Origin of the sequence: Poriferisphaera sp. WC338 (genome assembly GCF_050931845.1) — a bacterium.
Taxonomy (GTDB): domain Bacteria; phylum Planctomycetota; class Phycisphaerae; order Phycisphaerales; family Phycisphaeraceae; genus Poriferisphaera.
In genome coordinates this window covers 3,964,306-3,985,268 of sequence record NZ_CP194516.1, presented here as the reverse complement: position 1 = coordinate 3,985,268, position 20,963 = coordinate 3,964,306, and the positions used below count along the sequence as shown (strand labels likewise).

Below are 20,963 nucleotides of genomic sequence, written 5' to 3'. Positions count from 1 at the left end.
ACATCTCTAGCCATCAGTTTGACCCCCGTTTGTTCTCTCTTCAGGCTGTTCGTTTTTACTGGATGCTTTTTTCATCTGCTCAATCATCTTTTCAGCTAAAACAGCAAGATCACGCTGACGTGTTGAAATCGCCTGCAGTACTTGATCATCCTGCAATTTTCCTGAATCAATGTTTCTCTCTTCGATTACCTTGTTATAAGCGACCGTTTCTTCAATCAAAGCAGCTTGCATTCCACGTAACAGCTTAAGCTCTGCTAACGGTGGGATCATTTTCGCCTTGTCGCCACCCTGCCCACCGCCACTACCGCCGCTCTGCCCTTCATTAAACGCGCTATCTTTCATTTGTTCATCAAGTACTGCCGCCATCATCCGAAGTGATCGCGAGATTTGATCCTGACTGCGAAGAACAAGCTCTTCCATCACACCTCGTCGCAATGTGCGTGTGACATAATCACTCAGCACAATAATACGATCGTGTTCATGTCTAAAAACATTTGCTTCTTTCACTTTTTCGCCAAGCACAGAGACACCCTTACCAATTTCCATTTGTATTGCTGCTTGTTTAATCATTTGTGCCCGTTCCCGTCGGCTTGTTTTTTCCTTTCCTTCCCATTGGCTAACCTTTTGTCGTAAGGCTTCTTGCTGTTCGGCGAGTTTTAAATACGCATCACGGAGTTCTTGCCGCTGTTTCAGAGATTTTGCAGCATCCTTATTTCGTTTGATCTGTTGAACTTGCCGTAGTGCTTCTTCCAACAACTCTACTGCACGTCCTTGCTCGGCTATAATTTGTGCGCGTTGACCAGATCGCATTGCCAATATAGCATCCCCTTGCTTTGTCGCTGCTTCTTTAATTACACCAGCCACATCCTTGGTCTGATCTGAACCAAGAGCAACTTGAACAGCCGCTTGTGTTCTACGGCGTATTTGCAACTGTGATTTTTCTAGTGCTTTTAATAATAATGTCGTATCTTTAATTTTTGTGCGCTCATGGTTTTGATCGACGACTAATTTCTTAAGCTGCATGACCAATTTTGCAAGCCGACGTTCAAGGGCTGCTGTACGGCGAGTTTCTTGATCTTGCATCTGTTGAAGCATATCTCGCATAACCTGCATAAGCTCAGCCTGGGTTTGAGCAGCTTGAGACAATTGATTTTTACTGGCCTGTTTGGCTGCTTGCGACATCTTCCCACTTAAACCAGAGCGCTGCCCGATCTTCGCGGCATCTTTTAATGATTCCGCTGCAGCAGCAGCTTTATCGTCATCCGTTCTTGCAAGTTGCTCCGCAGACTGTTGCATCTGTTTGATCATTGCTTCAGCCTGCGCAGCTAGATCCTCCTGCTGTTTACGAATAGTTTCGAGACCCGCCTTCATTTGATCATCTAGTTGATCGTGATCCAACCCAACTGTACGTGGAAGCATTTCACGCGTATCGGTCATAATCGCAGATTGAAGCGCCTCAAGTTGACGAAGCTGAAGCTGCAATCCCATCGCATCACGTCCTTGATCCAGCGCACTGACCAACTCGTTCATCAACTCTGACACTTGAGACTGCTCTTGCTGTTTTGCCCGAAAATCGCCTATTTTCAGCTGTTTTTCTGCCTCTCGGCTTGCTCGCTCCGCCATTGAAATCAGTTCATCCGCACGACTTGTCATCTCCGCCAACTGTGCATCATTCATACGATTCATACTCATGCGATTATCAATGCGTTGTGTCATGCGTTGCATGCCACCTAATCGTTCCCCAACGCGCGCCTGTGCTTCAAAATTGGTATTATTCTTATCCATAACTTCGTTCTGCATGCGGCCAACTCGTATGGCATGTTCTCTAAGTGCACCAAGTTCTCCACGAATCTGACTAATCAGCTCACGCTCTTCAATAATACGAACAGTACGCATATTAGATCGCACAGAATTATGACGATTACCATTTAACTCATAAACATCTTCAGCTTCTGCATAAATTTGAACGGATTCACCTGACTCTAATTTCAAAGGTGTTAGGTCGTAAATCAGTTCAATCTGGTCTTCAGCTTGACGCAATGTGCTACTGCCAATAATGATGTCCTGCAACGATACGTTCTTGTCCGTTTTAGATTTGTTCTCGTGAAGTAGCATGCGCATGCTGCTAAGACCAAGGTCATCTTGTGCGGTAGCAAGTAGCGGAACCTGAGCGCTTGCGAGCACACCAAGATCTCCACCGGGTTGGCGCATCGATACTGAAGGATTCTCATCTGTCACCGCAATTAGTTTAAGCTGCCAATCTGTTTCACGTGACAAATTATATTCATCGTGTAAACAGATAATAGAAGCCTCATGCTGTTCAAGATCAAAAGTAATGCTGAGACCAAATTTTTCTTCAAGACGATGTATCGAAGTTAGATCCGAGCGGTTATTTTGACTCATCCTATAAAATTCAGGGAAAATGGTATCAACCCCATTTGGTTCAACAGATTTATTTGTTCGCAATACGAGTGTTACTTGGCTACCAATTAAACCACGCACCGGCTTAACATGCTTGGAACCCACTTCATATAGCACTTCTGTTTTCTGCTGTACAAAATCCTTTGCATATAGCGGTGGTATAATTTTAGCGCTAAGTTGTAATATTTTAGGACGATCTATCAATCTAACCACACGCTGATCTGTAATATCATCGCCCGCCTCAAGATAATACAACATCTCAATTGGGTCTTGATTGTTTTGACTAACAGAATGATCATTCGCGGCCTGCTGAATCATCATATGATCTAATTCATGATTCAACTCAACAAGTTGTTCATACCGCGGTAACAAGCCACGCTTGTCTGCTTGATCACTGCGCGTCATATTGGCACTAATCAATCCTTGTCGATTCATCAGTACACTTTGCCATCTACCAAGCTTACCGTCACGTCGAATACGGTAATGCGCAAATACGCGCATACCATCTTGATGTCCTTTTTCAATCGCAGCCGAAAATTTTACAGGTCGATCTATCGGCAGGAATTGATCCTCATTCATAAGATCCTGTACATATACGCGCTGTGGCCAACGTACATCACTTAATGGCAACAACCACCGACCAGCTCCTGTTACTAATGTATCACCAGCAAACAAACCGATTCCACTAACCACCATTAGTAAAACCATCATCCCGCTAAGCGCATTTGTTGTATTGCGCATCTGAATAAGATTGCCGATTTTGACGTTGCGCATATCGTGATCAACTTCGTGCATTAGCGCATTTCGAAAAACAATGCCCATACGATGCCCGTCATCAGTCCGTTTTGCTTGCTTGTTTTCTTCAAGCCAAAACGCGACTGCACTTCCTAATTTACCTTGTATTTCAGGGTATTTGCGCTCAACACGTAAAGCGATTTCTTCCAGACTCGGACGAAAGCATATCGCTGGCCAAATGCTGGCATATCCCCACAAACCAAGCAGACTCAATACAATTAAACCCAAGAATAGCCGCACACCCCCGGGTAAATTCAACGTGTAATCCAGCACACACAATATCAATCCGAGTAGCATAAACCACATCGACCACTGCATTAGACGTTGTGTGAGCAATAACCACTTTCCGGTTTGCCGCACAAATTTAAGTTGTTCAATCACATGCTTCATATTGCTATCAAACAAGCTTCATCGCTTTTCTGCCAATCCACTCAACAACAAGCAGACCAAGAATTAATCCAAATATTAAAGGCGCGTGTGCAAGTTTTTCACGATGATCGTTCGGCCGAACACGCGCACGGTTAGGTATCACCTCTGGTAAGATTTCTATCTGATTAACAGGAATCACTTGCCCACCACTTGCTTCTGCAAGTTGGCGGAGCTTGGCATGATCCGCTTCAAGGTGTTGCATTTCATCAGCAGAAGCAATTACCTGAATTTTTTCACTCACTCTACGATCGCCAGCAAGCCAGTCTCCCAGTACAAGCTCATATGCGCCCGCCCTCTCGCCCACGTATATTCCTCGATACACACGTCCTGCTCTATTTTGTTCTGTCCCATTTTTATGTTGGAGATGGAGTACCAGCTCATCCACTACGGATTGATTCTGCTGCTGACGTACCTCTAAACGTACTTGATCCTTCCTCTCATCCAATGAGCCATCTGAAACAAGCAATTCGACAACCATTTGCGAACCTACATCTATTCGATGATTAGATAGTCGAATGGACAACCCTGTTTCCTCTTGTTGCACACGTGATCGTCCTAACATACGAATCAACTGCACCCAAAATTGCTCAAAATACTGTTCACCTTTGCCGTATCGCCATCGCCAGATCTCATCTGTTCCAATATAGAGCACCTGACCCGCACCGTAACGCATCCGAACCACGGCCGGCTCAGCCTTTGGATCATTATTTTCTGCATCTATCCATTCACCCAATACTTCACTGGTCACCTTCAACGGCCCAAGTGACTGTACCCATCTAACAGCTGGTAGATCTGCCGGCCAATCTTCCGCATCGCCAATCTTTAAAACGCCAAGTGAAGCTGCATTATCTGCAGGACGCATGACCCACTCACCACTGCCCTGCACAATCCGTCCAACATCCTCTGCCCGTGCCATCGGCAAAAGTTCTTCAAAAACTGTTCCTTCATACACACCCGGCATATATCGCTCACCACCGATCATAATCAACCCTGCTCCATGCAATGAAACCTGTTGCTTGATGAGATTCATTTCGTGACCACTCAAATATCCCCCCGGTACATCTCCGACGATCACCACGTCATACTTTTCCATCTCTACAGCATCCATCGGCAAACGTGTAATAGGCTCATCCCCTTCTTGCGCAAAACCACGATCAGCTGAAATCAACATCAAACTCGACCAGATACTCTTCTCCCGAATGAGCATGTTCTTCAAATAACGATATTCCCATCGTGGATACCCCTCTACATAAAGCACACGTATCGGACGATCAATTACTTCAACTGTTGTGACGTGTTGGTTGTTCCGTGTGGTCTGTTCATTAATCGTTTCACTTACCGCTTCGATGACATATGACTTGATCCCGCTTTCACCAGTTGTGATTTCAAGGGTCACATCCTCTTCTCCGCCCTGCCATAATTGAGTTGCAAGTACCTCTCCACCATCAGCCTCGCGAACCGTTATTGTCACGTCACCAGCTTCCGCGCCACCTACCTGCTCAAGTTGTACGCGAATCGGTAGCTTATCCGCGGTAAACGCGCGCCGTGGTGCCACCACTTTTCTAATTGCTACGTCATATGGTAAACGCTCCCCCCCCAACGGAACCGCATAAACACCCACACCGCGCTCCCGCAGCCGCGAGATTACATCACTACTAATCGGCTCCGCGCTTCGCCCATCACTTATTACGATCATCCCTGCAATCGGTCGACCTCCTGCCAACGATATTCCTGCCGCCACGCCGCTTACCAGTCGCGTTTCATCGCCTATCGCCTCGTCCAACATCACTCTATTATCTGTTTTGTCATCTTCTCTATCTTGTGGATAAACATTTGTCAGAGAACGAACCTCACGATCAAATCCCAACCACACAACTTCTCGTTTACCAAGCTCCCCACTCAAAAAATCTTTGTTTCTAGCTAAAACATCTCGCATCATCTCATCACGACTTACAAAATCATATGCGTCACCACCCAGCCCATGCATATCCTTAACGGTCATCGATGCAGACCGATCCACCATCACGACCAAAACGTCCGGCTCAGTCACCTCATCACGTTTGACCAACATTGGCCCCACTAATAACACCACAATCAACGTTAATATCACTGCCCGCGTTCCCGACAACAACAACCGCACCCAACGCTTTCCCAATAACCGCGAGTAGCACCAACCAGAAAAAACAAACACTGCAAGAATTGTCATCGCCCATAACCACGCCGGCATTTCATACAGCCAACCCAACTCGGTTTTAATCCCGTTAAAGCTTAAATCCTGCAAACCAAATAACTGATCTAGCCAAGATTTGTCCATTATCCATCCCCCTCAGCATGAACCATCGAACGATTTTGTTGACGTTGGCCGATCGTCTGCTGCGTAGCTACTTCACCTTGCTTGCCATGTCGCAATAACTTGATCCAGAGCCAAAGCCGAACAAACATTGCTTTTTTACTGACATCATGCGCATAACTCATGTAACGTGCCAATATCGATTCCATAATCGCAAGCACTAGTAGCACCCAAAGTAGATACCATCCTATCTCTGTGCGCGTCGGCTCTTTCGCCATAGCCTTACCTGGATCGTTCCATGACAATGTTTCCCATTGGCCAAGTCCATCAAACATTCGTCCCATCTGCGCACGTGTGATCGTTCCACCATCACTTTCCCCAACATCAATTTGCCGCACGATCCATTGTTCACCATCAATCATCACGCCACCACCACGTACTGTATTTCCTCCGTTTTTTAAATCTTTTTCTGCTTTATCATCACCCAGCCATCGTACGTCTTTTATCAATTCATCCTTCTGTTCCCCAGCTATCACAGTCCTCTGATCTGCTTTCACTACACCCCCCAATGCACTCCGTAACAACTCATGCACCACAGGCAGGAACGCTGGCTTGGTCATTAGATTGCTTGCCGTCACATCTAGCGGCACACCCCAATAAACTAATTTACCCCGACCCACTTGCCGTACTGCCACTACCCCCTGAGCCTTGCTACTACCGTCATCCACCCTCATCCAAATATCTTCCGGATAATTACTCTGTACCGCGTTCCAATGCTTAACCCAAACTGGACGAAGCAATGATGTCATTTCGACACCCAGTCGACTAAATCCTTGCTGACCGCCATCACCAATTTTCAGACTCATGCCTGCGTCACTTTGTTCTGGCATACCGTCTATCTGCCAGTTAGACCCTGTTACCTCACGGACCCACCGCGCCCACTGTCCACCGCCATCTTTGATTCCAAATAACCATAACACACCACCTGCCTGTATATACTGTTCAAGGGTGTCCCAATCAGATTGTGATTGACTTGCTGGATCAAGTAGCATCACACCATCTAAATCTGCATGCAATCCCGCATGATCAATCCTGATCCATTCGATCCCTCCTGCGATACCTGTCTCTTCAGGATCAAAAGCCAAACGCAACCACGCACCTTTACTTCTACCTTCCAGATCTTCCTGATCACCAATCACACCAACCTTCAGCTTTCGCCTCAGCACAATCACAGCCCGTGCATGATCATCCTCCAGCAAAGCATTTCGATTCTTATCTTTCACAACCAATGATGCTGACACCATCACCTTCACCGCACTACCCTCACCAATCCCTTCATCCACAGGCACACTCACTACTTGAATTAGATCTGTTTCACCATCTGTCCATCGAGCTTTCTCATTGATCGTTCCCAATAATCTTCCCGTGTCATCACGTAGCTGTACTCGAATCAAATCTCCATTACCTAAAGCAGGCAAGTCCACACTACGCTTTAATTTTAAACGTAATCGCGCTATCATCGCTCCACTCTCATCCTCGCTTACTAACGCCTGCAGTGTCTCAAGCGACGTGATCTGTGTGTTATTCACAGTATCCATTGGCTCACTTATCACCAAACGAGCTTTCTCATCTAACTGTCGAATAGACGTGGGCAATTCTCCTTGTAAGTAGCTGCTGTTTCTGCCAAAACCACTCAAGACCACAACCTCATCCTGCATTCCACCTGGTTGCCGCGTTGCTGCCTCAATCCAATTAAGCACACCATACAAATCTGTTCCGCTATAACGTAATTCAATTTGGTCAATCATGGATGCCCCCCGCCCATCGCCGCGAACCAGTTCCCCCACTTTTCGGCCAGCCTCACCTCGATACTTCGCCATCTCCCATACCGTCGCTGTTTGCCACAAAGCACCCTCGTCTAATACGCGCTTAGCTGAATCCTTCGCAATATCCAAACGTGTTTGCCCATTAGCTGTCTCTGCACTCATCGCAACCGAATTATCAATGACCAGATGAAGATGCCTGCTTGCCCCGCCATCACCAAACAACCCTCCAATCCCACCTCTTAACATTGGACCTGCTAGCGCCAATCCCAACACACCTACCAATAAACACCGGATAGTAAGCAGAAGCCACTGCTCAAACCGCAGCTTTCGTTTCTGCATCATCATTGCAGCATAGATAAACTGCATCGCGCCCCAAGCTACACGCTGTCGCCGTACACGTGATAGTAGATGAATAGCAATCGGCACACTCACTGCCACCGCACCTGCTACTGCCAAACTCGGCACCACAAAAACACCCACTGCTACTAACATCATCGTCCTGTCCCCCCCGCTCCCCCATGTGCAATCGCATTTGCCCGTTTCGCCAAAAAATGACTCAATGGCCCAGCAAAACTTTCGTCTGTTCGCATCTTCAAGTAATCAAATTCAAACCCGCGCACCGTTTTTTCAATTGCTTCGGTGTGTTGTTGAAACAGCTTTAAATAAGCCGTTCGTAATCCCGCCGGGTTCACTGCAAGTCGTCCTTCACCTTCTAATCCAATGAAATCGCTCGCTTGTCGAATCGAGAATTCTTCTTCTTCCCGATCTACCACCTGCAACACGATAAGATCATGTCCACGATGTGACAGCCGCGCAAGCGCGTATTCAAACGCGCTCAAATCATCGTACAAATCACTAATCAGCACGAGTAATGACCGCTTTGTCAGTTTTGCCACCACACGATCAAATACTTCCGCCAAACCCTTGCTTTGTTCTCCAAATGTTCCTTCGTCTATCTCACGTCCAGATGATTTGCCTTCACGTTTTTTCTGTGCCGTATCAACCCCACGTACCCCTGCTCGTTGTACCTCACCTTGCGCACCAGCCAATGCACCTGTGATTGACTTCCAATGATCTTGTCGATTCGACAACCGCGTTGCTCTACGAATCTTGTCACTAAACAAACTGAGCGCTACTCGATCTTGCTGCCGTAATGCTAGATAGCTCATTGCTCCTGCAAGTGTTGCTGCATAATCAAACTTGCTCCAATCCCCTTTATCCCCCGGCTTCTGTGGGAAAGACATTGAACCTGAAACATCAACCATGATAATCATGTCGAGGTTTGTTTCCTGTTGATATTGTTTGAGGTACAGCTTGTCGGTTTTACCGTAAACTTTCCAATCTAGAAACCGTGTATCATCACCCGGTGCATACTGTCTATGCTGTGCGAATTCGATACTGAATCCCTGGTATGGTGAACGATGCATTCCGCTCATCACGCCCTCAACAATCATGCGCGCGCGCAGATCTAGCGAACCTACCGCAGCTAACGTTCGTGGATCTAAATATGCTTCATGTTTTAACGCTTCACCGCTCACTTGAACACAAGCCTCCATGCTTCATTCACCGCTTAAACATCATGTCCTTGAAGAACATAAGTTTTATACAAATCTTCAGGCATCGTGATTACTTCATGACGGTTTCCAATAACGGGTCACTTGGCCGCTGTGGATCAATCTCATCTAAAAGCTGATCAATAACTTCATCCGCGCTCACCCCCTCCGCTTCTGCATTGAAGTTCATCAGCAATCTATGCCGCAATACTGGATGTGCAACCGCAGCAATATCTTCCGTCGTCACATGCATTCGTCCTTGGAGAATTGCCCGCGCCTTACCTGCCATGATCAAATTCTGACTCGCACGTGGTCCCGCACCCCATTGCAAATAGTTTTTTATAAACTCTGGCCGTCCATCACTCTCGCTTCGTTCCGGTTTCCGTGTCGAACGCACCAGTGCCAATGCATACCGCACCACACTCTCAGCTGCCGGTACTTCTCGCACTAACACCTGAATCTCCTTTACTTCTTTCGCATGAACAACATCTTGAACATCTGAAATGCCACTGCCTGTAGTTCTACGGATAATCTCTAATTCCTCAGCCTCGCTCGGGTACCCCACCTTGATCATGAACATAAACCGGTCCAACTGCGCCTCCGGCAAAGGATAAGTTCCTTCCTGCTCGATCGGGTTCTGCGTCGCCAACACAAAAAACGGGTCTGGCAAATCATGCCGCACACCGTTTACCGTCACATGTCCTTCCTGCATCGCTTCGAGCAAAGCCGCCTGCGTCTTCGGCGGTGTCCGGTTAATCTCATCCGCTAAGATCACATTCCCAAACACCGGCCCATGAATAAACCGCAGCTCCCGCCGCATCTGCCCCTCCACACGATTCTCATCAATCACCTCTGTCCCCGTAATATCACTCGGCATCAGATCCGGCGTAAACTGAATCCGACTAAAATCCAAGCTCAAACTCTCCGCAACTGTCGACACGAGCAGCGTTTTCGCCAGCCCTGGCACGCCTACCAATACCGCATGTCCTCTTGTGAATAGTGCGATAAAAAGCTGCTCAATCACCTCGTCCTGTCCGACCACGACCTTTCCGACCTGCTCCCGCAAGTTACCGCTGATCGCTTTGATTCGAGCCACTAAATCTGCTGCTTCTCGTCCATCCATGGGCTTTTGCTCCTGAGACATGTCGCCTCTCTGTGCTGATTTTCACGCAATAACACCCCACCCCATTTTAACCCCGATTCTCAGTATATCGGCCGCCCCCCTCTCCCCCGAGGATTATTTCACCATGAACCAACACTTATGAACTTGAAATATTCGAATAACTTTTATGAATAACTCACGTGCACAACAGTTATACTCATAACACAGCAACAAGCACCACACATGGATATGACATGCCACGATTCTTCTTGATCGTTTGTTCACTTCTCGTCGTCATGATTCTTCTGCCAGCCATTACGCTTTATCTCCTGTTTACCTTCCCCAGTTTGATCGTGGGAAGTGGTAACAACAATATCACTTTGGGGATAGATGAAAGCTCAATCTATCCCAATATTACTCAAGAAAATATCGCAACCGCTGAACAACTCACTGATCTATCTAGCCTCTCCTTACCTAAACAAAACATCACATACCTCAGCTACCAATACCATGGATTCAAAGATCATTACCTCGCACTCGAATTTGAAATGGACAAGACTGAGTTATCTGCTTGGATCGCGCAAACCCCCATCCTCTCCAAACAAATATGGGACACAAACAGCTATCAGTTTCAAAATCACGATTGGCAATATGGTGTATTCCAGCAATTTCGTTATGCCGAAATCAGCCCACCTGATTTCTCTAACCCTTGCCTACGCATCCTCATCGACGATACCAATCCTAAAACCAAAGTGGTCTACCTAGAATGGTTTACGATGTAGCAGGAGCAGAAAAATATGCGGGTAAAATAAATTCTTGAATTTCTAGAAATATTTGATATCTTGACTCCAAGATCTTCATCGTCCTCTATTTTGGAGCAAAATCATGAAATTCGCTGCCTTCGGCCTCATCGCCCTGATTCTTTCTGCTTACACCTCTCTCCACGCAGCCCCTACACCCGAAAGTAAAACATCTCCCGCATCCACCACCATGATCGATGTATACACCAGCGGCAAAGACGGTTACTACATGTATCGCATCCCATCGATCGTCACAGCTCCTGATGGTTCGCTTCTTGCTTTTGCCGAAGGCCGTAAAAAATCTAAATCCGACTCTGGTGACATCGACATGCTCGTCAAGCGCTCCACCGACGGCGGATACACCTGGTCTAAACAGCAAATCATCTGGGACGATGGACCTAATACCTGCGGTAACCCCTGCCCCGTTGTTGATCAAACCACCGGCACCATCCATCTGCTCATGACCCATAACCCCGGCAACTACAAAGAATCAAAACCCGAGGCCCCCGGTGTTGGCACGCGAACCGTTTGGGTTACTACCTCCAACGACAGCGGCCTTACCTGGTCACAGCCACGCGAAATCACCTCCGACGTTAAAGATTCATCTTGGCTTTGGTTCGCTACTGGTCCCGGTATCGGTATCCAAATCAAAAACGGACCACATGCTGGCCGCCTATTGATTCCTGCCAACTACTCTCGTCCTGAAGCCATCAATCCCAGTGAAAAATGGCCCGGCCGCGCAATCGGTACTTATGCTTTCTACTCCGATGATCACGGCAAAACTTGGCAATCTAGTGCCAACACCATCGAACCTCATGTTAACGAATCTCAACTTGTCGAACTCCCCGGCGGCAACGTCATGACCAACATGCGCGCCTACTTCAAAGATTCCCGTCGTCGCTCCGCGATCAGCAAAGACTCTGGCACAACATGGTCCAAACCCCGAAAAGAAGATGCACTGATTGAACCAGTCTGCCAAGCAAGCATCCTCCGATACAGTTGGCCATCCCAAACCGAACAAAGCATCCTACTTTTTGCAAACCCCGCTCACAAAACCAAACGCCGCCATCTAACCTTCCGTGCTAGTTTCGATGAAGGTAAAACTTGGCCCGTCTCCAAAATGATCTACAAAGGTGACACAGCTTACTCTTCGCTAATCCGCTTACCCGGTAACAATGTTGGCTGTTTCTTCGAACGTGATGGCTATAAAACCATGACCCTCATCATCGTCCCCATCACTGAGTTGACCCAAAGCCCCTGATTTACCTATTCTCCTTAGCCAAAGCCGATCTTGGCTCCGTTTTATGCAACCAAAGTCCAACAAATGTTCTCTTCTCACCTGCGGTCACTTCCAAGGAACTTGATCGTAGTTTTATATTCACTGCAACCATTCCCAAAACACAAACTTCTCCCTTCATTTCAGCTTCGGATGCATTAAAAACAAATCTCTTTCGTTATTCTGCCTCCGCGTGGTACATTATTCTTGTACCCATTTGCTTTACGAAACATCAATTCTCCCTCAGGAGGGGAACCATGAATCGCCTGTACTCACTTATCATATGTTCCGTCATCACTTTACTCGCAGCAACCCACGCCCACGCCATCAACTACAACGTCCCGCCAGACGCTGCTCCATCCAGCATCGCAGCCGGCGACACGCTCACCCTCTCCACCGGCGGCTCCGTTGGTGACTTCTTCACATCCGACGCAGGTAGTTTCCTCACTATGACCGGCGGCACACTCGGCGGCAATGCCAACATCAGCGGCGATGCCCACATCTCCGGCGGAAACATCGGCTTCAGTTTCTTCACCTCTGACAACAGCAACGTCACTATCACCGGCGGCGACTTCGACTTCCTCTTCAGAGTACTTGGCAACTCCACCGTCAACATCTCAGGCGGAACCTTCGGCAACAGCTTCGATGTGAATGCCAATGCCAACATCTCCGGCGGTACATTCGGAAACAACTTCGGTGTTCGACCCGGCGGCATCGCCAATATCACCGGCGGATCCTTCGGCAACAACTTCAGCGTCAACAACAACAGCATCGCCAATATCTCAGGCGGAACCTTCGGCTCATCAATCAACCTCGGCGCAGGCATCACCAACTTCATCGGCTCTAGCTTCACATTAGACGGCTCGCCCATCGCAGGCCTCTCAACCTCACCTACCGAAATCACAACACGAGGCGGCGCCACACTCGCCGGCACACTCACAGACGGCTCCGCATTTTCCATCATCCTCAACGACACCGGCGTCCCCGGCCAGGACTTTGTCAACTCCACCGCCACCCTAAACCTCATCATCCCCGAACCCACCACTGCCATCCTCCTCTCACTCTCAACCCTACCACTCATAGCACGCCGTTCACGCGCATAACCGATTTCATATTCACCAATAAACCCTAAAAATAAAGGGATAATTGAATGATAACGAAATCATCGTTTAAACTGATCATCGCCGCCGCGATTTCAATCACACTCACCCACCACGCCTCAGCCGCTGACTACGTCATCCCATCCGACACCGCACCAACCATTCTTGTCGCCGGCGACACACTCACACTTAATGCTGGTGGGGCCATCAGTGGTGGTTTCTACACACACGATGGCAGCATCACCACCATCACTGGCGGATCAGTTTCCGGAACGTTTGTGAACTACGGTGAAATGAATATCTCAGGCGGCACATTCGTCGCAATACCCGAGCTCTATCTAGATAGTAACACAAACATTTCTGGTGGCACTTTTGATGCTGGCTTCTTAGCTGGAAATAATGCTGATGTACAGATTACCGGCGGAACAATCCTAGGCATCGTGGGATTAGATGACAACGTTTCTTTGGATGTCAGCGGTGGCGTCTTTTCGGGCCAAGTCAATATTAATCATGCGTCGACAGCAAATATCTCCGGTGGCACCTTTAATAGTTACGTGATCTTCGATGGCGCAATAGTGACGCATACCATCAGCGGCGGAAACTTCAATGCGGTCGGAATCATCAACGGTGCTACCATCGATGTCCACGGCTCCAACTTCAAAATTGATGGCCTCGATGTTGCCGGCTCTATCGACGCCGCCGCGATCACCTCAGGCATCCTCACCGGAACACTCGCCGATGGCAACACCATCGAATGGGAACTCGACAATGATTTTAACGGCGTCCCCGGCGAAGATTATTTCCTGACCGGCACCATCAACCTCGTCCCAATCCCCGAACCAACCACCGCACTCCTCTTCTCACTCACAACACTTCCATTACTCTCCCAACGTGCAAAGAAAATTAAGATCAGCATTTAAAAGAGAAAGATCATGATTAATCACAAAACCATAGCGACACTTTTCGCAGCATTATCATTGTCATTTGTAACCATGACCCATGCAGCAGACTACATCATCCCATCCGACCCCAACCCCGGCACACTCTCCAACACCGACACACTCACACTCAACCCTACCGGTGTCATCAACGCTAACCTCACCGCTGACAACAACAGCCAAGTCTTCATTAGCGGCGGCAACCTCTCCGCCAAACTCACACTCAATGACAACAGTTCTGCCAACCTCTCCGCAGGCTCTGCACACGAAATCGTCGCCACAGATAACAGCATCCTCACTGTCACAAACGGCACACTCTCCAACATCACACTCAAAAATTTTGCCGAACTCAATCTCAACGGCGGAACCATCGACTCTAACTTCGTCACGTTCAATAACGCATCCGTCAACGTCACCGCCGGTACATTCAACGCGCTCTACCAAACAATCGACGATGTACAATCCCACATCACAGCTGGAATCTTTAACGCCAAACTAGAACTCAAAGGCCAATCTATCACCACCATCGAAGGCGGTACCTTCCACAGCAACGTCCTCATGCGCGTCAAAGCCAACCTCGACGTCACCGACGGAACATTCAATGCCCTCCTCGGCAACTCATCCTCAAACAAACCACTCAATTTCTCTGGTGGAACAATCGCATCCACCGGCAAACTACTCAGTACCGCAAACGGGTCCGTCCAAGTCTCTGGCGGAACAATCGACGGCATTATCTACACAACCAAAAAAACAAACTTCATCGGCTCTAACTTCACATTAGACGGAATCCCAATCGCAGACCTCTCTCACATCCCAACCGAAATCACAGAGCGCAATAACGCAGTCCTCGCCGGCATCCTCGCCGATGGATCAGCCTTCAGTTACACACTCAACAGCATCATCGACGATGCATCAGTCGATTACGCAGCCGACGACGCAACCATCACCGTCACACTCATCCCCGAACCCACCACCGCCATCCTCCTCTCACTCTCAACCCTACCACTCTTCACACGCCGTTCACGCGCATAACTGATTTCAAATTTACCAATAAACCCTGTAAATAAAGGGATAATTGAATGATAACGAAATCATCGTTTAAACTGATCATCGCCGCCGCGATTTCAATCACACTCGTCAACACCTCACACGCATTCGACTATGTCATTCCAACCGACACCGCACCATCAGACACCACACTCGACGACACACTCATACTAAACGCCGGCGGCTACCTCGGCAGCTTTTTTACCGCAAGAGATTCCAGCCAAGTCACAATCAACGACGGTACCGTCGACGACTTCTTTATCGCTACAAACACAAGCCAGGTTTTCATTCATGGCGGCACGATCGGCCACAACGCTTCTATTGAAGAGTCATCCACAATGCATATCACCGGCGGAACATTCGCAAGCACTGTCAATGCACTCGACTTCTCCACAGTTTACATTTCAGGTGGCGATCTGGGCGAAGAATTTACAGCCTCATTCCTCAGCACCGTTCACCTTTCTGGTGGAACCATAAGTGACACCTTCAGTGTCAATGACTCAAGCACTCTGAACATCACCGGGTCTAACTTCAAATTAATCGGATCACCAATCCTTGGCCTCTCCACCACACCAACCGAAATCACCACAGGTCCAGGCGAAATCATCACCGGTCTACTCGCCGATGGCACAGCATTCTCATTAATCGCAAGTGCATACAGCACCCCCAATGATTTCACCATCAGCGCATCCGCCACCCTTAACCTCATCCTCATCCCCGAACCCACCACCGCACTCCTCTTCTTACTCACAACACTCCCATTCCTCACCCGCCGATTAACAAAACAGCCATAACCATGATAAGGACACAATGATGCTGATTAAGACTTTTTCATTGATTTGTGCAACAGCACTGACACTTTCTCTCACTCAATACACCAATGCAGTGATCTACAACGTGCCCAGCGGCAACGCGCCCGACGTCATTAACCCTGCCGATACCGTCAATCTCTCAGGCACCGGCGTCATCCCCAACAACGCCGAATACTCCGGCACACTCAACATGACGGGCGGAACCGTCGGCTCATACTTCTCCGCTGAAACAGGCTCCGAAATCAATATCCACGCCGGCACAGTCGACGCAAACTTCCGCGGATACGACAACACAACCATCAACATCACCGGCGGCTCACTCGCTCAAACCGGTCGCGCCTTCGGCAACAGCATCTTCAATATCTCAGGCGGCAGCATCAGCTATTACTTCGCGTTACTCGATGACAGCGTCCTCAACATGACCGGCGGATTCATCGACTCTTTCCTCGACGTTCAAAGCACACTCAACATCTCAGGTGGCAACATCACTTCCCTCGCAGTCAACCACCTCGGTACCGTCAACGTCACCGGCTACGACTTCTCTCTCACCGGCGGCACCCTCCCAACACTCACAGCTGGCACCCCAACATCAATCCAAACCGCAGTCGCAGGACAAGTGCTCTCAGGTAAATTCGCCGACGGCACATCCTTCACATGGGAACTTGATGACAACACCCCCATCGCACTCGACAAAGACGCCTTTTACGCCGGCTCAACACTCAACCTCATCCTCATCCCCGAACCCGCCACTTTATCGTTTCTCGCACTTCCACTACTGCTTATCACTCGCAGAAACTAACAACATAAAACCACTGGTTCTTCCTGTTGTCTCTGACATTCAGCCCCTTTACTTTCAATCAATCGCCAATCGCAATCAACTATATCAAAAAGACGTGTTTCTCTGACACACCCGATCTTATACACCACAATCCATTCCAATGGGAGGAGGATAACACTATGACAAAAACAATACTCATACTTGTAACCTTGTTATCAATCACCACTCTTACACATGCAGCGCCCACACCAATCTTTTACTCCCCTACCGAAGCCTCAGGCATCAACGGCATCCTTGTTGGTGGCGTTACCTATAACGCAACGTTTCACAGTTTCCATCAAGGTACTGCAACATCATTCACGTTTAACCAGATCTGGGACCCTAACGGCGATATGGATTTTTCTGATTCCACTACAGATGACCCGCCGGCCTTCTGGGAGAATGAAACCGCAGCTGTTACGGCAGCGACACAAATCTTCATCGCCTTGGAAACCTATGGCCTCACGATCTACTTCAATCATGGCTCCGATGCGTTTGCCATCCCTTATCAATTTGACGATGCAGACCCCGAGTTCATTCTTGCCACCGGTGATGCCGCCATCGCACCCTCCATCGACACAATTATCTCTGACGCCCACATCCATAGCTCTTCAATTTTCTTACCCACACCAGTACCCTCTGGCCCGGTCGCAACATACGTCTCTTTCACCGTTGTCCCCGAACCAACTTCACTCGCTTTCCTCGCACTCACCAGTCTCCCCCTTTTCACACGTATCCGCCGGAAGTGACAAACATAAAGATAGCCATACAACCCCGCTTCATATCCACTCATCATTTTGAACAAAACTGAAGTCTATTTTTCATATCACGTAACAACTGGTTTTCTGCATCTTATCCAATCACATGAACGCTATTCATTGCTAAAATATCTTCATGCCTGAGCTACCTGAAGTTGAAAACATCCGCCTCTCACTTGCTGATCAGATCACAGGGCTATCGGTGAGCGCGGTTCAAATCATACGGCCAGACGTCCTGAACATCGATCACATCCCTTCTACGTCCCCTCAATCGCTATTGCAGCGTACTACCATCACAAACCTTATCCGCCACGGCAAACAGCTTGCTCTCGTTTTTCAATCTACAAACAACATCTCGCCAATCTTGTGTGTTGGCCTTGGCATGACCGGCCAACTTCGCATTCACACACCATCACGCTCCTCCCTCCCCAATCACACACACTTTGTTCTTGACCTTGTTACCTCACAGGACAAAAAACCAACCACAAAACTTATCTTCCGCGACCCGCGCCGCTTCGGCGGGCTTTGGCTATTCCAATCCCACGAGGATCTACTCTCTAGCCGATGGTCCTCACTAGGCCCTGATGCCCTTGCGATTACTCCCAAAGACCTCCACGACCGGCTGAGCCGAACCAGACGAACAATCAAGGCAGCACTCCTTGATCAGAATCTTGTCGCCGGCCTGGGCAACATCTACGTCGACGAATTACTCCACCGATCAGGTATCCACCCTGAATACTCAGCGGGTCAATTAACTCGCAAGCAGATCCAAACGCTTGTACCCAAAATGCGTCGTTTGCTCCGGAACGCAATTCAATCAGGCGGCTCGACTTTACGTGATTATGTCAATGGCGTTGGTGATCTCGGTGGGTACCAAAACAACCACAAAGTTTACGGTCGATCTGGTCAGCCCTGCACCACCTGTGATCATGAGCTGGAAGGTTTGATTTTGGCAGGGCGATCAACTGTATTTTGCCCGTCATGTCAGCCAGCTGGTTAATTGATTTTGGATTTACTTGAAATGGATTGGTTGCTGAGTCTGTGTGCCTTCTTTATTACTAATAAAGAAAGATAAATCTCTTCATCTTAGTAATACCTTTGGCGCTTTGTGGATTAAGTCTCTCACATGTATGGAAATAGGGAATATCTAACTATAAGTCCATTTCAATAATAATCTTAAAAACTACTTTTGATTTGCAATTGATCTGGACAAACTGTTGCTGAAGCGCTGGTAAGCGCCTGCGCCCCGATAATAACGCGGACACTAGTGCTGATATGAGCGCCATTCGCGGACTTATCGGGGCGGAACTGCGTCCAGTTCCAGCATCAGTCGGCGCCAAGCGCCGAATCTTCCACGGATTGTCCACGTCGCTGGCGCCAAGCGGGTTACCTATAAATATCACATCATTCATATGTCTTATCAACGATCACACTTTGTCAGAACGGAGTGAGCGCGAGGTTAATGGACTGTTCTTTATCAACAGTTTACACACAAATTGTGGATAAGTGCCCGTCTATCCTATCGTTACAGGCGGTTATCCGGACGTTGATCGTTTGTTTTTCAAAGCGAACAAGAATTGGAATGAAGTGATGAGGACTACAAAATACGTTCAGTTCAGCAGATCGCCTCGGTTAAGAAATCAGTTTTTGTTCAGCCTTCATTGGCAAGGATTATCGGCGGGGGTAGCGATCAGGTAAAGCAAGTGGGGAAAATGAGAGATATGAGTAGTATTGAGATCTGTTTGGCTTGAGGATCATGATGATGCCAGCGAGACAGGCCGGCCACGTTGGCTGGAACCAATCAAAACAGTCGTAAGGGGGGAGACCTAACGATGCGATCATTATCTCCGATGAGTTTACTTGGGGTGTTTCAAACGTGGATCTACCGCCGCGTTAAGAGAATTCAGCGTTTGTACGCACGGCATGATCGGATGGTGACACATGTCGGGCCGGGCATGGGGGCAGTGCTTCTGCTGCTAGCTGGGGTGACCGCTTATTTCGAAATACACCGTATCACTGAACTACTTATTGGGTTGGTTTTACTGGATGTGTTTGCAGTAGTTTTGTTGATGGGGATTGGCATGCTACTGGTAGGGATTTGCAGTGGACTCAAGCAGGACAGTCATCGGCGAAGCATACTCGAGCGTGCTGGCATGCTGCTTGCGAGTTTACTGGTGTTTGTCGGGATGGCAGCAATCGGTTTTGGCATCTTAATCTGGTACTACCAGTATGTGCTTTGGAAATGATCCTCGCAGGAACGAACTCTAGTAGCGGATGCTTTTTGTCAGTAATCCTGAAAAAGATTGTTGGCTTATTGTGGTAGATCAAATGAATGATGTTCACGTTTGGAGAAACTAGGCTTATCGCTAGTGATTTCTTGATACGTAGTTGTGGCGGGATCAATCATCATCTGGAAGGGGGAAGAATATCAGTACTACTCGCATAGGTGGGTTCTTCGGTAGGTGGATCTGACTTACCCAAAGGTGTGACGGTGGCAATGAACCGAGGTGAATACAATCGCACACCAAGTTCAAAGTTTCGCGATTCAAGCTTGAAGGGTGTACCTGCAATTTTGAGATGTGTACCGCGGCTATAGTCTGCTACGATGATTAGCGTATGCCCGGAAGGATTAGTCACCGCTTTGTCCTGTTTCGGATCGAACGGCCAATACCACGGTGCTGGCACATATTCAGTTTGTACCGCAACATTATCAATCGGCATATCTGTCTTAGTGGTACGGACTGATACATCCATGCGGTAGTACGTGGTACAACCCGGCAACATTAACATGACGCCCAACAGCATGATGAACAATAGAACCTGTTTCCTGATCATGTCATGATGGTATTGAAGATTTGTTTGGCTTGCCACCACATTTACACTTATTTCTAGTCGGCAGAATGTTCCAATCAGGAGCGCATGAAAAATCCCCTGAACAGGCCAAGGGATGATGTGCCATGTTGGCGATGCGGGCTTGAAAGTAATCATCAAATGAACAT

Annotated in this window: 16 protein-coding genes; 10 read left to right on the top strand and 6 right to left on the bottom strand. The window is 48.2% G+C overall.

Annotated elements, in window-relative coordinates:
- Positions 1 to 6 precede the first annotated feature (6 nt).
- The 5 genes from ACQ6WK_RS16505 to ACQ6WK_RS16485 all read right to left on the bottom strand — a co-directional run bounded on the left by ACQ6WK_RS16505 (position 7) and on the right by ACQ6WK_RS16485 (position 10,458).
- Positions 7 to 3,606, bottom strand: coding sequence for a hypothetical protein (locus ACQ6WK_RS16505; RefSeq protein WP_432798491.1), 3,600 nt, complete (start codon positions 3,604 to 3,606; stop codon positions 7 to 9).
- A gap of 7 nt (positions 3,607 to 3,613) precedes the next feature.
- Positions 3,614 to 5,959, bottom strand: coding sequence for a hypothetical protein (locus tag ACQ6WK_RS16500; RefSeq protein WP_432798490.1), 2,346 nt, complete (start codon positions 5,957 to 5,959; stop codon positions 3,614 to 3,616).
- Positions 5,959 to 8,256 carry a BatA domain-containing protein gene (locus tag ACQ6WK_RS16495; protein ID WP_432798489.1) on the bottom strand — a complete coding sequence of 766 codons (2,298 nt, stop codon included), beginning with the start codon at positions 8,254 to 8,256 and terminating at the stop codon, positions 5,959 to 5,961. The genes ACQ6WK_RS16500 and ACQ6WK_RS16495 overlap by 1 nt, the downstream gene beginning before the upstream one ends.
- On the bottom strand, positions 8,253 to 9,317 hold the full coding sequence (locus tag ACQ6WK_RS16490) for a DUF58 domain-containing protein (protein WP_432798488.1): 1,065 nt from the start codon (positions 9,315 to 9,317) through the stop codon (positions 8,253 to 8,255). The genes ACQ6WK_RS16495 and ACQ6WK_RS16490 overlap by 4 nt, the downstream gene beginning before the upstream one ends.
- Positions 9,318 to 9,387: 70 nt before the next feature.
- Complete coding sequence (locus ACQ6WK_RS16485) at positions 9,388 to 10,458, bottom strand: AAA family ATPase (RefSeq protein ID WP_432798487.1); 1,071 nt, start codon at positions 10,456 to 10,458, stop codon at positions 9,388 to 9,390.
- A 212-nt stretch (positions 10,459 to 10,670) separates the two neighbouring features.
- On the opposite strand from ACQ6WK_RS16485, the gene ACQ6WK_RS16480 reads away from it, so the two are divergent.
- The 10 genes from ACQ6WK_RS16480 (at position 10,671) to ACQ6WK_RS16435 (ending at position 20,210) form a co-directional block, all read left to right on the top strand.
- A complete protein-coding gene (locus ACQ6WK_RS16480; RefSeq protein ID WP_432798486.1) occupies positions 10,671 to 11,198 on the top strand; it encodes a hypothetical protein in 528 nt (175 codons plus the stop codon).
- A 103-nt stretch (positions 11,199 to 11,301) separates the two neighbouring features.
- On the top strand, positions 11,302 to 12,477 hold the full coding sequence (locus tag ACQ6WK_RS16475; protein ID WP_432798485.1) for a sialidase family protein: 1,176 nt from the start codon (positions 11,302 to 11,304) through the stop codon (positions 12,475 to 12,477).
- A gap of 272 nt (positions 12,478 to 12,749) precedes the next feature.
- Positions 12,750 to 13,595, top strand: coding sequence for a hypothetical protein (locus tag ACQ6WK_RS16470; protein ID WP_432798484.1), 846 nt, complete (start codon positions 12,750 to 12,752; stop codon positions 13,593 to 13,595).
- Between the two features lie 47 nt (positions 13,596 to 13,642).
- Positions 13,643 to 14,512, top strand: a complete 870-nt coding sequence (locus ACQ6WK_RS16465) for a hypothetical protein (RefSeq protein WP_432798483.1) — start codon at positions 13,643 to 13,645, stop codon at positions 14,510 to 14,512.
- Between the two features lie 12 nt (positions 14,513 to 14,524).
- Complete coding sequence (locus tag ACQ6WK_RS16460; protein WP_432798482.1) at positions 14,525 to 15,562, top strand: hypothetical protein; 1,038 nt, start codon at positions 14,525 to 14,527, stop codon at positions 15,560 to 15,562.
- 47 nt (positions 15,563 to 15,609) lie between these two features.
- Positions 15,610 to 16,371, top strand: coding sequence for a hypothetical protein (locus ACQ6WK_RS16455; protein ID WP_432798481.1), 762 nt, complete (start codon positions 15,610 to 15,612; stop codon positions 16,369 to 16,371).
- Between the two features lie 19 nt (positions 16,372 to 16,390).
- Positions 16,391 to 17,188 carry a hypothetical protein gene (locus ACQ6WK_RS16450; RefSeq protein WP_432798480.1) on the top strand — a complete coding sequence of 266 codons (798 nt, stop codon included), beginning with the start codon at positions 16,391 to 16,393 and terminating at the stop codon, positions 17,186 to 17,188.
- Between the two features lie 158 nt (positions 17,189 to 17,346).
- Positions 17,347 to 17,955 (top strand): hypothetical protein, encoded by a 609-nt coding sequence (locus tag ACQ6WK_RS16445; RefSeq protein WP_432798479.1) that lies wholly within the window; start codon positions 17,347 to 17,349, stop codon positions 17,953 to 17,955.
- A 145-nt stretch (positions 17,956 to 18,100) separates the two neighbouring features.
- Positions 18,101 to 18,964 (top strand): bifunctional DNA-formamidopyrimidine glycosylase/DNA-(apurinic or apyrimidinic site) lyase, encoded by an 864-nt coding sequence (gene mutM / locus ACQ6WK_RS16440; RefSeq protein ID WP_432798478.1) that lies wholly within the window; start codon positions 18,101 to 18,103, stop codon positions 18,962 to 18,964.
- A gap of 832 nt (positions 18,965 to 19,796) precedes the next feature.
- Positions 19,797 to 20,210 carry a hypothetical protein gene (locus tag ACQ6WK_RS16435; protein ID WP_432798477.1) on the top strand — a complete coding sequence of 138 codons (414 nt, stop codon included), beginning with the start codon at positions 19,797 to 19,799 and terminating at the stop codon, positions 20,208 to 20,210.
- A gap of 160 nt (positions 20,211 to 20,370) precedes the next feature.
- Here ACQ6WK_RS16435 and ACQ6WK_RS16430 read toward each other — a convergent pair whose 3' ends face one another.
- Positions 20,371 to 20,952: a hypothetical protein gene (locus ACQ6WK_RS16430; protein ID WP_432798476.1), complete on the bottom strand. Its 582-nt coding sequence runs from the start codon at positions 20,950 to 20,952 to the stop codon at positions 20,371 to 20,373.
- Positions 20,953 to 20,963: the final 11 nt, after the last annotated feature.

Excerpts from the sequence above, each read along its gene's own strand:
- ACQ6WK_RS16505 (WP_432798491.1), bottom strand. The coding sequence starts at position 3,606 with ATGAAGCATGTGATTGAACAACTTAAATTTGTGCGGCAAACCGGAAAG.
- ACQ6WK_RS16500 (WP_432798490.1), bottom strand. The coding sequence starts at position 5,959 with ATGGACAAATCTTGGCTAGATCAGTTATTTGGTTTGCAGGATTTAAGC.
- ACQ6WK_RS16495 (WP_432798489.1), bottom strand. The coding sequence starts at position 8,256 with ATGATGTTAGTAGCAGTGGGTGTTTTTGTGGTGCCGAGTTTGGCAGTA.
- ACQ6WK_RS16490 (WP_432798488.1), bottom strand. The coding sequence starts at position 9,317 with ATGGAGGCTTGTGTTCAAGTGAGCGGTGAAGCGTTAAAACATGAAGCA.
- ACQ6WK_RS16485 (WP_432798487.1), bottom strand. The coding sequence starts at position 10,458 with ATGTCTCAGGAGCAAAAGCCCATGGATGGACGAGAAGCAGCAGATTTA.
- ACQ6WK_RS16480 (WP_432798486.1), top strand. The coding sequence starts at position 10,671 with ATGCCACGATTCTTCTTGATCGTTTGTTCACTTCTCGTCGTCATGATT.
- ACQ6WK_RS16475 (WP_432798485.1), top strand. The coding sequence starts at position 11,302 with ATGAAATTCGCTGCCTTCGGCCTCATCGCCCTGATTCTTTCTGCTTAC.
- ACQ6WK_RS16470 (WP_432798484.1), top strand. The coding sequence starts at position 12,750 with ATGAATCGCCTGTACTCACTTATCATATGTTCCGTCATCACTTTACTC.
- ACQ6WK_RS16465 (WP_432798483.1), top strand. The coding sequence starts at position 13,643 with ATGATAACGAAATCATCGTTTAAACTGATCATCGCCGCCGCGATTTCA.
- ACQ6WK_RS16460 (WP_432798482.1), top strand. The coding sequence starts at position 14,525 with ATGATTAATCACAAAACCATAGCGACACTTTTCGCAGCATTATCATTG.
- ACQ6WK_RS16455 (WP_432798481.1), top strand. The coding sequence starts at position 15,610 with ATGATAACGAAATCATCGTTTAAACTGATCATCGCCGCCGCGATTTCA.
- ACQ6WK_RS16450 (WP_432798480.1), top strand. The coding sequence starts at position 16,391 with ATGCTGATTAAGACTTTTTCATTGATTTGTGCAACAGCACTGACACTT.
- ACQ6WK_RS16445 (WP_432798479.1), top strand. The coding sequence starts at position 17,347 with ATGACAAAAACAATACTCATACTTGTAACCTTGTTATCAATCACCACT.
- mutM (WP_432798478.1), top strand. The coding sequence starts at position 18,101 with ATGCCTGAGCTACCTGAAGTTGAAAACATCCGCCTCTCACTTGCTGAT.
- ACQ6WK_RS16435 (WP_432798477.1), top strand. The coding sequence starts at position 19,797 with ATGCGATCATTATCTCCGATGAGTTTACTTGGGGTGTTTCAAACGTGG.
- ACQ6WK_RS16430 (WP_432798476.1), bottom strand. The coding sequence starts at position 20,952 with ATGATTACTTTCAAGCCCGCATCGCCAACATGGCACATCATCCCTTGG.